This is a genomic window from Streptomyces sp. (genome assembly GCF_035645055.1).
Taxonomy (GTDB): Bacteria; Actinomycetota; Actinomycetes; order Streptomycetales; family Streptomycetaceae; genus Streptomyces.
On the sequence record NZ_DASQNH010000008.1, the window covers coordinates 69,525 to 80,663 of the forward strand.

The window sequence follows — 11,139 nt, forward strand, 5'->3', positions numbered from 1 at the left end:
GGTTCAGCAGGCCCGGCGCCACGCCCCCAGCTCGTACTTCTTCAGCATCGAGCTGAGTCCCAGGTGCCGCGTCTCGGGGCAGAAGCGGCGCGTCGGCACCTCGTACTCCACGTGGAACACGGCCTTGCCCGCCTCGATGAACGGGGTGAGGGTGTCGCACTCGTCGTACTGGGCGCACTGCTCGTTGACCGCGAAGTCGAAGTCGCCGACCAGCTCGGGGATCTGGTCGAGGTCGTTCTTCAGGCCCACCGCCAGGCCCCGCTCGTGGGCGAGGCGGGCGATCAGCCGGTTGTAGCGGAGCTGGTCGCCTGCGGTGAGCGGGAAGCCGGTGCGGTTGAGGTAGCCGTCCATGTTGTCCGGTTCCACCGCGTCGAAGCCCTTGTCCCGGCACATGTCGAGCCGGGCCGCCATCAACGGCTCCAGCACGTCGGTGCGGCGGATGTCGAGCCACCGCTCCCCCTCCCAGCCGTTGCCCTCGCCGAGCACCGGCTCCGGGAACTTCCCGGCGTCCGGGCGGAACTCCTCCCAGGCGCCGGTGGACAGGTAGCAGATCACCTTGCGGCCCCTGCGGTGCAGGTCGGCCACGGTGTCCGCGTCGTTCTCGAAGCCGTCGATGTCGTACACCGGCACGTCGACCGCCGGATCGAGACGGCCGCTGAGCTGCCACTGCCAGGGGGTGCCGGGGCGTGGCTGCCAGCGCTGCCCGGACGGCCGGTCCGACGGCGCGGGCCGGTCGTCGGGGGCGGAAGTACAGCCCGCGACCAGCAGCAACAGCACAGCGAGCAGGAGGATCGGGCGTCTCACCGGGCGGGCTCCAGGGTGTGCGGCAACGTACCCCAAGGATGATCTCCTGTGCCGGGCACCGCGCAATGCACGGTGGCGCCGCCCGCCCGGGCCGCTGCGGCGAGGTCGACGCCGGGTGGGACGCCGTGGACGAGGTGGCACTGGCGCGCCCCGGTGCCCGGCCAGGGGTGCGGCGGCCGGGCGCGGTACGTCGTCCAGTCGCCCTCGAAGGTGACCACGACGTCGGCGATGCGGGCGTAGCAGGGGTGGGGCGGCGTGCCGTGGTTCAGCACGAGGGTGGCGCAGCCCGCCGCCCAGGCGGCACCGGCCAGCCGGCGGTAGTGGGCGAACTCCTCGGGGCCGGCGGCCACCTGGTCGAGGAAGGCGCCGTCGGTGGCGTACCAGGCGCGGTAGCGGTCGAGGTCGCGGGCCACGTCGGCGTACGGGCGGCGGCCGTAGTCGGTGTCGGTGTACCCGAGCACCGGAACGTCCGCGGCCCGCAGCCGGGCGGCGACCTCGGCGAACGCCGGGTCGGGGGCCTCGCCGGGGCCGCTGGCCGGGTTGAGGACCACGCTGTGCAGGCGGGGCGCGGCGGCGACGATCGCGTCCCACTCGGCGGGGCGGGCGGCCGGGTGCTCGTAGTACGGGACCAGCAGGGCGCTCATCGGTGGGCGGTCGCCCTTCCCAGCAGGCCGCAGACCAGGGCCGCCTGGACGACGGCGCAGGCGCCGTACACGGTCACGGCGACCCAGTGCGGCGTGCCCGTGCGGGTGACCAGCGCCACGGTCTGCGCGAGGGCGGCCGTGCAGCACACCGCCGCCGCGCCGTGGATCGCGCCGAACGACTGGAGCAGCAGCCCCGTCCACAGCACCACGCCGAGCAGCAGCAGCCCGGCCAGGCGGACCCCGGTGGGCTCCGGGGAGCCGGGCCACAGGGCGGCGGCGGCCAGCGCGAGGGCGAGCAGCGCGGCCAGGTAGCCGGCCAGGCAGCGGACGACGATCAGGGCGGTGGTGCGCCAGAAGGCGCGGGGAGTGCTGGTGGAGCGCAGCCCGGCGAGGCTGCCGCTGCGGAAGCGGTACAGCAGCCATTCGGCCGGGCCCATGCTGAGGGTGAGCGCCACCGCGGCGGGCGCCGCGACCGCGCTGTGCGCCTCGCCCGCCAGGACGTCGCCGAGCGCCGCGTGGAGCACCAGGACACCGCTGCCGAGCCCGAACAGCGCGTACGGCACGGAACCGGTGAGCCGGGGGCCGCCCGCGCGGTGCTGGGGCGGGCCCAGCGCCCCGAACGGCAGCAGCGCCGTCAGGCCCGCCGTCCAGCTGCCCTCCCCCAGCTCGCGCAGCGCGGGCGCCACGTCGAGCAGGGCGAGCGCCGCGACCACGGCCAGCGAGCCGAGCAGCAGGGTGATCCGGGTCGGCTCGGGCACCTCGGTGACCAGGGCCGCCACCGCCCCGGCCGCCATGGGCGACAGGGCGACGAGCAGGGCCCGTTCCCGGCCCATGACCAGCAGGGTGGTGGCCGCGCCCAGGTAGCAGGACTGTCCGGCGGCGAAGGCGAGCGCGGCCGGGTCGGCGGTCCCCGCGACGGCGAGCGCGGTCAGCGCGCCGAGCAGGGCGCCGAGCGGCGCGCCGACGAGGAGACAGCGGCGGGCGGCGGAGCGGTCGCCGAGGCCGAGCCAGGAGTAGGCACGGTGGGCGAGGCCCTGGTTCCAGGTCCAGCCGGTGAGGGCGCCCGCGAGCAGCGGGACCGTGCCGGCGGGGAGGCCGAGGTCGTCCTCGGGGCCGGCGAGGAGCGGGGCGCCGAGGACGTAGGCGAGGCCGGGCAGGGCGAACACCACGCCGCGCAGCACACAGCCCAGCAGGCCGACCTGCCAGGGGTCGTGGACGGGGCCGCCGGGTTCGGGGCGGCGCCGGTCGACGCGCGCGTACAGCTCCTCGGCGAGCGCGAAGGAGTCCTTCACCCCGTACTTCTCGCGTATCCGGTCGTCGGAGAGGCCGTCGGACTCCAGCAGCGCGGCGATCTCGTCCGGGTGGACGGCGGCGGCTGTGAAGTCCTCCAGCCGGTCGGCGAGTTCGTCGATCGGGTCGGGGCCCGCCCAGCTGGGGGTGGTGCGCTGGCGGGGGATGCTGGGCAGGCTGTCGAGGCGGGCACCCGGGGGCAGCCAGACGCTGCCGCTCACCAGCCGGTCCCGTCCGTCGCGACGGCCGCGTACCAGGGGTCGCGCAGTTCCAGGGTCCAGTCGGCGACCGTCTCGACCGTCGGCTCGTACACCTCGGACGCGCCCGCCAGTTCCTGGTAGATGGTGCGGAAGTTGTCCACCGAGCGGCGCAGGGTGAACCGGTCGATGACCCGCTGGCGGCTCAGCTCGCCCAGCCTCCGGCGCCGTTCGTGGTCGTGGAGCAGGGTGAGCGCGGCGGCGGCCAGCTTCTCCGGCTCGCGCGGCGGCACCACCAGGCCGGTGTCGCCGACCGCCTCGCGCACCCCGCCGACATCGGTGGACACCGTCGTACGGCCGCAGGACATGGCCTCGATGAGGGAGAACGGGAAGCCCTCGGAGATGGAGGAGAGCATGACGAGGTGCCCGGCGGCGTAAGCGCGCCAGACCTCGGTGACCCGGCCCTCGAAGGTGAGGCCGTCGGTGACGCCGAGTTCGGCGGCGAGCTTCTCCAGCTTCGTCCGGTACGCCTCGCCGCCGGGCGGGACCGGGCCGAACAGGCGCAGTCTGGTCTGCGGGATCTCGGCGCGGACCAGGGCGTAGGCGCGGATCAGGGTCTCCAGGTCCTTGATGGGGTCGACCCGGCCGCACCAGGTGAGGGTGGGGGTCTCGGGTTCGGGGCCGGCGTGCGGGAAGGCGGCCGGGTCGACGCCGTTGTAGACGGTGCGGATCTTGGCCGGGTCGGCGCCGCCGCGCTCCTCCCAGCGGCGGTTGTACCGGTTGCACGGGGTGATCAGGTCGGCCGAGCGGTAGCCGTAAGAGTTCAGCTCCCGGTAGAAGCCCAGCATGAACGCCTTCACCGGCCAGCGCTGCGCCTCACGGCGGTAGCCGAGATAGCGCTCGCGCAGATAGATGCCGTGCTCGGTGAGGAGGAACGGCACACCGTCCAGCCGGCGGGCGGCGAGCGCGGGCAGGGTGGCGAGTCCGCTGCTGACCGCGTGCGCCACGGAGTCCTCGGGGATCCGCGTCCCCAGTGGGCGCAGTGCGTGTTCCAGCAGGTCGGTGGCGGTCAGCGCGTCGTGCACGGTGGGGCGGGCGGCCGCCGTCGGCAGGTGCGGCATCGTCCAGATCCATATCAGCGACCGCAGCGCCGCTTCCGTGCGCAGTGCCGCCGACAGCCGCCCCTCGCGGGCCAGGCGGGCCAGCTCGGTCAGCGCCTCACCGAAGTCGCAGGGCGCCTCCGGGTCCAGGAAGGAGAGCAGCAGCCGCTCGTAGGCGTCGATGAAGCGGCGGCGGGCCCTGCCGTAGGGCGCCCGCCGGTGGCCGGGGCGGGGGCCCCAGGTGGGCACCGAGGTGTGCCGGCGGACGTTGGGCGGCAGCTCCCAGGTCACGGGTTCGCGGCCGCTGCCGGTGAGCGAGACGATGTGGAAGTCGACCTCCGGCATGCCCCTGACGAGCTGGTCGCACCAGGTGCTGACGCCGCCGTGGACGTGCGGGTAGGTGCCTTCGGTGAGCATGGTGACGTGCATCGCTGCGCGCCTTCCCCCCTGTTGTGCGGATTCCGTTGCGGGGAACTGCTGCCGGAGGCCGGGTGCGGGCTTCGTGTGGCCGGTCGCGCAGTTCCCCGCGCCCCTGAGCGCGTTGTCGTTACGGCAGCTTCAGCGTGACCGTGGATTGCAGCGGTTCCGGTGCCGTCCACGCCGAGCGCCGCCCCGCGTACGGGGTCCCGAACGTGGCGGTGCCGAGGAGGAGTTGCTTTCTCGTGCCCTCCGGGGCCGTCAGCGGGATCTGGGTGCCGGACGGGGCCTGGACCGTCACGGTGCTGCCGATGCGGTAGGCCGTGACCCGGCCCTGGTCCAGGGCGGTCTGCCAGGCGGCGCGGCGCTTCAGCTCGGTGCCGATGGCGCTGTGCCGCGGGTTCTCCAGCGGGGTGTTGTCGGCGAACAGGGCTTGGTAGTCGGCGAGGACCCGGTCCAGCACCGGGTAGAGGAGGCGGTCCTCGGCGAGGTTGGACTGGTGCGCGTAGTGCGGGCGCGGGTCGTTGCCGAGGGCGTGGCCGAGGGCGGTGCGGGCCTCCTGCGGGACGATGTGGGTGTCGTAGCCGGTGGTGGTGTCCAGCGGCTCGTCGAGGCAGGTGGAGGTGGGGTCGTCCTCGCAGGCGCCGCTGCCGCCGTCGGCCTTCGAGGTGTAGATCCAGTTGTACTCGTCGGTCATCTCGGCCTCGGTGCCGACGTTGTAGTACACGTTCATCGGGTGCCGGGGCACGGTCACCGCGGTGCCCACCGGGCGCTGCTGCGGCTCGCGGGAGTTGTCCGAGGCGATCCACTTCACGCCGGTGTCGGCGAGGGCGCCGGCCAGGTTGGGGTTGTCCTGGGGCTGCTGCGGCAGGGTCTTCAGGCCGGAGTGCTCGCCGGTCACCAGTTCCGTGCGGTCGACCGGGAGGCCCTTGGCCACGGCCCAGTCGTGGTTGTCGCGGATCTGCGCGGCGATCTCGGCGCGGCTCATGTAGCGGGTGCTGCCGTCGGCGTTCTTCGCGCAGCTCCACGGCACGGTGGAGGTGTCCTGCACACAGCCGAGGAAGGGGTGGGTGAAGGTGTGGTTGATCCAGCGGTACCGCGCCTTGTCGGCGAGCAGCCGGCCGGTGAGCGGGTCGGTGCCGCCGTGCTCGGCCTTCCACTGCTCGCCGGAGCCGGCGTTGTAGACCATGTCGAGGGTGAAGCCGCGCTCGCGCTGCCACTGGGCGGCGTAGGCCGCGTCGTCGACGGTCATCCGGATCGGCGCGGTGGTGTCCTCGCCGCCGTCCGCGCAGTCGATGTCGCCGGGGGTGCAGTTGCGCTCGGTGTCCCAGCGGGCGTCGGGGGCGAACACGTCGTCGACGTGGACGGCGAAGTAGTTGCGGGCCCGGCCCAGGTGCACGCCCTGGGTCAGCCATTCGACGATGCCGCGGGCCAGCGCCCGGAAGTGCCGCTGGTGCCGGTTGTAGGCGAACGTGACCACCAGCTCGCGGCGCCCGTCGTGGGCGTACTCCCCGACCAGGCTGCCGCGGCCGGTGCCGCCGGGCACGGCGATGTCGACGTAGCTGGTGAAGCCGGTCCGGGGCCGGGCCACGTAGCCGTAGCTCTCCTGGACGGCCGGGGCGTTGTCCTCGAAGGCGAGGGGGCCGTCGAGATAGCCGAACCAGCCCGCCTTCCCGGCCGCGGTGACGGTCGCCTCACGCCCGTCGAGGGCACCGGCCCAGCCGCCCTCGCTGGTGTAGTCGAGGCCGACCTCGGGGTGGGCCCAGGTGTAGGCGTCGACCTGCGGGATCCCGTACGCCCGCTCGTACGCCTCCAGCGCGGTCTGCTCGGCGGAGCCCGCGCCGAACGGGGCCTCGTGGGGCAGCACCACGCCCTGGTACCTCGCCCGGGGCGTGCCGTTCACCGTGTCGCTGAGAAACCCGGCGGTGACCGCGGGGCGGCCCGGGTCGTTCAGGTCGAGCGTGGTGTACGGGATGCCGGTGCTCCGGAGCTGGGCGGTGATGGCGTCGACGGAGCTGTCCCCGTTGTCGACCACCAGCACCCTCAGATCGATCCGCGGCTCGGCCGCCGCCGACGCCCCGGGCACCCCCAGTCCGAGCGTCATCAGTGCGGCTGCCGTCAGGACGGCGGCGGACCGGCCGCGTACGCGCACGCGTGGCGCCATGATCGTTCCTCCCCCCAGAAGATCCCCACGGGCCCTGGTGAACCATGCACGGAGGATCGTGTGGAAATCATGCAGAGCGGCGAGCGCCGGACTCACCGTAACCCGACGAGTGTGACCCAGCTCATGAAGTGCGAGGATCGGGACATGGCGACGACGCCACTCACAGGTGAACGCCCGCAGGCGTGAGCGAATCAACCCGCGCGCGTACTCTCGTCCCAGGTCCGCGCCCCCGTGACGCGGACCCGGTCGAGACCACCTCACAGGGCCGGATCTAGGGTCGGCTGTCGGGCCCGGCCGACCCACCCTGTTCGGCCACAGCAACTTCACACCGGAAGCGAGAATTCACCACCGTGACTGCTCTCACTCTCAGCACCGCCGCGGCGGCCGGCCTGCGGGCCGACGCGATCGTGATCGGTGTCGCCAAGAGCCCGAAGGGCGGCAAAGGGCTCGCCGTCGCGCCGGGCGCCGAGGCCGTGGACAAGGCCTACGACGGCAGGCTCGCCGGCCTTCTGGAGACCCTGGGCGCCGCCGGTGCCGAGGGCGAGGTGACCAAGCTCCCCGCGCCGTCCGGCTTCAAGTCGCCGCTCGTGCTGGCGGTGGGCCTGGGCGCGCAGCCGGACAAGGACGGCGAGTACGACGGCGAGGCGCTGCGCCGCGCCGCCGGCGTGGCCGCGCGCGCCCTGGCCGGCTCGAAGAGGGCCGCCTTCGCCCTGCCCGTCGCGGACGCCGCCGCGATCGGCGCGATCGCCGAGGGCGCGCTGCTCGGCGCGTACACCTTCGACGCCTACAAGGACAACGGCAAGGACGCCAAGGACAAGAACGGCCGGGGCCCGCTGGGCGAGGCCGCCATCCTGGGCGGCAAGCCCCGCGACAAGGCGCACAAGGCGGCCGTCGAGCGCGCCACCGCGGTCGCCGAGGAGCTGAACCGCGCCCGCGACCTGGTCAACACCCCGCCGAACGACCTCAACCCCGAGGCGTTCGCCGCGGTCGCGCAGGCCGCGGGCAAGGAGCACGGCGTCAAGGTGCAGGTGCTCGACGAGAAGGCGCTCGCCAAGGGCGGCTACGGCGGCATCCTCGGTGTCGGCGGCGGCTCCGCGTCCGCGCCGCGCCTGGTGAAGCTGACGTACCGGCACTCGAAGGCGAAGAAGCACCTCGCCTTCGTCGGCAAGGGCATCACCTACGACTCGGGCGGCATCTCGCTGAAGCCGGCCGGGCACAACGAGACGATGAAGTGCGACATGAGCGGCGCGGCGGCGGTCTTCGCCGCGGTCGTCGCCGCCGCGCGGCTGGGCCTTGAGGTCAACGTCACCGGCTGGCTGGCGCTCGCCGAGAACATGCCGTCCGGCTCCGCCGTCCGCCCCGGTGACGTGCTGCGCATGTACAGCGGCAAGACCGTGGAGGTGCTGAACACCGACGCCGAGGGCCGGCTGGTGCTCGGTGACGCGCTGTGGGCCGCGTCCGAGGAGAAGCCGGACGCGATCGTGGACGTGGCGACGCTGACCGGCGCGATGGTGCTGGCGCTGGGCAACCGCACCTTCGGTGTGATGGCCAACGACGACGCGTTCCGCTCGGCGATCGTGGAGGCCGCGGAGGAGGTCGGCGAGGAGTCCTGGCCGATGCCGCTGCCGGAGCACCTGCGCAAGGGCATGGACTCGCCCGTCGCCGACATCGCCAACATGGGCGAGCGGATGGGCGGCGGTCTGGTCGCCGGTCTGTTCCTGCGCGAGTTCGTCGGCGAGGGGATCACCTGGGCGCACCTGGACATCGCGGGCCCCGCGTTCAACGAGGGCGGGCCGTTCGGGTACACGCCCAAGGGTGGTACCGGGTCGGGTGTGCGGACGCTGGTGCGGCTCGCCGAGCTGACCGCCGCGGGCGATCTCGGGTGAGGTCCGCGCACTGAGCGGGGGGCGTCCGTCGTAGGGCGGCTTCAGGGGCGTGGGGGCTGGTCGCGCGGTTCCCCGCGCCCCTGAGGCGTTCGCAGTCCCCTCGGACTGGCCGGGCCCGCGCGGCGGAGCCGCAGATCGAACACGGCCCCGCGCCCCCTCGGGTTTCTCCGGTTCCCCGCGTTCCCCGGTGAACGTGCTACGTCTCACACCCCGGCCCCGCGTCTCGTCAAGGTCCGACTAGTGCGAAGATGGGGCTCGGCAGGACAGGGCCCCCACCTAAGGGCCGAAGAACGAGCGGCCGGACACCAGCCGCCGACCGGTCACCGCAGACCGGCGTGGCGCACATGCATGGAGGACGTGACGTGGCGAACGACGCCAGCACCGTTTTCGACCTAGTGATCCTCGGCGGTGGTAGCGGTGGTTACGCCGCGGCCCTGCGAGGCGCGCAGCTGGGCCTGGACGTCGCCCTGATCGAGAAGGACAAGGTCGGCGGCACCTGCCTGCACCGGGGTTGCATCCCCACCAAGGCCCTGCTCCACGCGGGCGAGATCGCCGACCAGGCCCGCGAGAGCGCGCAGTTCGGTGTCAAGACCACCTTCGAGGGCATCGACGTCCCGGCGGTCCACAAGTACAAGGACGAGGTCATCTCGGGCCTGTACAAGGGCCTGCAGGGCCTGGTCGCCTCCCGCAAGGTCACCTACATCGAGGGCGAGGGCCGGCTGTCCTCCCCCACCTCCGTCGATGTGAACGGCCGGCGCGTCCAGGGCCGCCACGTCCTGCTGGCGACCGGCTCCGTGCCGAAGTCGCTGCCGGGCCTGGAGATCGACGGCGACCGGATCATCTCCTCGGACCACGCCCTCGTCCTGGACCGCGTACCGAAGTCCGCGATCATCCTGGGCGGCGGCGTCATCGGCGTCGAGTTCGCCTCCGCGTGGAAGTCCTTCGGCTCGGACGTCACGATCATCGAGGGCATGAAGCACCTCGTCCCGGTCGAGGACGAGAACAGCTCCAAGCTCCTGGAGCGCGCCTTCCGCAAGCGCGGCATCAAGTTCAACCTGGGCACCTTCTTCCAGAAGGCCGAGTACACCCAGGACGGTGTCAAGGTCACCCTGGCCGACGGCAAGGAGTTCGAGGCCGAGGTCCTGCTGGTGGCCGTCGGCCGCGGCCCGGTCTCGCAGGGCCTGGGCTACGAGGAGGCCGGGGTCGCCATGGACCGCGGTTACGTCCTCGTGGACGAGTACATGCGGACCAACGTCCCGACCATCTCCGCGGTCGGCGACCTGGTCCCCACCCTCCAGCTCGCGCACGTCGGCTTCGCCGAGGGCATCCTGGTGGCGGAGCGGCTGGCCGGTCTGAAGACCGTTCCGATCGACTACGACGGTGTCCCGCGGGTGACGTACTGCCACCCGGAGGTCGCCTCCGTCGGTATCACCGAGGCCAAGGCCAAGGAGATCTACGGCGCGGACAAGGTCGTCGCCCTGAAGTACAACCTGGCGGGCAACGGCAAGAGCAAGATCCTGAAGACCGCGGGCGAGATCAAGCTCGTCCAGGTCAAGGACGGTGCCGTGGTCGGCGTCCACATGGTCGGCGACCGGATGGGCGAGCAGGTCGGCGAGGCCCAGCTGATCTACAACTGGGAGGCGCTGCCGGCCGAGGTGGCCCAGCTCATCCACGCCCACCCGACGCAGAACGAGGCGCTCGGCGAGGCTCACCTGGCCCTGGCCGGCAAGCCGCTGCACTCCCACGACTGACCTCCCTCGGTCACTGGGCGCGACGACACAGACTTCCGCAATTCGTAAGGAGCAACAGAAACCATGCCGGTTTCCGTAACCCTTCCGGCGCTCGGCGAGAGCGTCACCGAGGGCACCGTCACCCGCTGGCTGAAGGCCGAGGGTGAGCGTGTCGAGGCCGACGAGCCGCTGCTCGAGGTCTCCACCGACAAGGTCGACACCGAGATCCCCGCCCCGGCCGCCGGTGTCCTGGCCTCCATCAAGGTCGCCGAGGACGAGACCGTCGAGGTCGGCGCCGAGCTGGCGATCATCGACGACGGCACGGGCGCGCCCGCCGCCGAGCAGGCTCCGGCCGCCGAGGAGGCCCCCGCCGCCGAGGAGGCCCCCGCCGCCGAGCAGGCCCCCGCCGCCGAGGAGGTCGCCCCGCCGGCCCCCGAGCCGGCCCCGGCCGCTCAGCCGTCCACCGAGCAGGCCGCCCCGGCCCCGGCCCCGACCGCCGAGGCCACGGCCGGCGGCGGTTCCGCCGAAGGCACGGACGTGGTCCTGCCCGCGCTCGGCGAGTCCGTCACCGAGGGCACCGTCACCCGCTGGCTGAAGTCGGTCGGTGACACCGTCGAGGCCGACGAGCCGCTGCTCGAGGTCTCCACGGACAAGGTCGACACCGAGATCCCGGCGCCCGCCTCCGGCGTGCTGCTGGAGATCGTGGTCGGCGAGGACGAGACCGCCGAGGTCGGCGCCAAGCTGGCCGTCATCGGCGCCCCGGGTGCCGCCCCGGCCGCCGCCGAGGCCCCGGCCGCCCCCGCCCCCGCCCCGGCTCAGCCCGCGGCTCCGGCCCCCGCCGCCGAGGAGGTCGCCCCGCCGGCCCCCGAGCCGGCCCCGGCCGCTCAGCCGTCCACCGAGCAGGCCG

At 73.4% G+C, this 11,139-nt stretch carries 8 protein-coding genes; 3 read left to right on the forward strand and 5 right to left on the reverse strand.

The window, feature by feature from the left end; all coding sequences use genetic code 11:
- Positions 1–3 precede the first annotated feature (3 nt).
- The 5 genes from VE614_RS02830 to VE614_RS02850 all read right to left on the reverse strand — a co-directional run bounded on the left by VE614_RS02830 (position 4) and on the right by VE614_RS02850 (position 6,616).
- A complete protein-coding gene (locus VE614_RS02830) occupies positions 4–804 on the reverse strand; it encodes an endo alpha-1,4 polygalactosaminidase (protein ID WP_324931354.1) in 801 nt (266 codons plus the stop codon).
- Positions 801–1,448 carry a spherulation-specific family 4 protein gene (locus VE614_RS02835; protein WP_324931358.1) on the reverse strand — a complete coding sequence of 216 codons (648 nt, stop codon included), beginning with the start codon at positions 1,446–1,448 and terminating at the stop codon, positions 801–803. Before VE614_RS02835 ends, VE614_RS02830 begins: the two co-directional genes overlap by 4 nt.
- Positions 1,445–2,959: a hypothetical protein gene (locus VE614_RS02840; protein ID WP_324931361.1), complete on the reverse strand. Its 1,515-nt coding sequence runs from the start codon at positions 2,957–2,959 to the stop codon at positions 1,445–1,447. The genes VE614_RS02835 and VE614_RS02840 overlap by 4 nt, the downstream gene beginning before the upstream one ends.
- Entirely contained in the window at positions 2,956–4,464 is a 1,509-nt protein-coding gene (pelF, locus tag VE614_RS02845; RefSeq protein ID WP_324931364.1) for a GT4 family glycosyltransferase PelF, read from the reverse strand. The genes VE614_RS02840 and pelF overlap by 4 nt, the downstream gene beginning before the upstream one ends.
- 118 nt (positions 4,465–4,582) lie before the next feature.
- On the reverse strand, positions 4,583–6,616 hold the full coding sequence (locus VE614_RS02850) for a hypothetical protein (protein WP_324931367.1): 2,034 nt from the start codon (positions 6,614–6,616) through the stop codon (positions 4,583–4,585).
- Between the two features lie 350 nt (positions 6,617–6,966).
- Between VE614_RS02850 and VE614_RS02855 the strand changes: the two genes are divergently transcribed.
- From VE614_RS02855 to VE614_RS02865, 3 genes are all read left to right on the forward strand, one after another.
- Complete coding sequence (locus tag VE614_RS02855; protein ID WP_324931370.1) at positions 6,967–8,502, forward strand: leucyl aminopeptidase; 1,536 nt, start codon at positions 6,967–6,969, stop codon at positions 8,500–8,502.
- 362 nt (positions 8,503–8,864) lie between these two features.
- Entirely contained in the window at positions 8,865–10,253 is a 1,389-nt protein-coding gene (gene lpdA, locus VE614_RS02860; protein WP_324931374.1) for a dihydrolipoyl dehydrogenase, read from the forward strand.
- 63 nt (positions 10,254–10,316) lie between these two features.
- A partial coding sequence (locus tag VE614_RS02865; protein ID WP_324931377.1) for a biotin/lipoyl-containing protein occupies positions 10,317–11,139 on the forward strand: 823 nt, incomplete at its 3' end.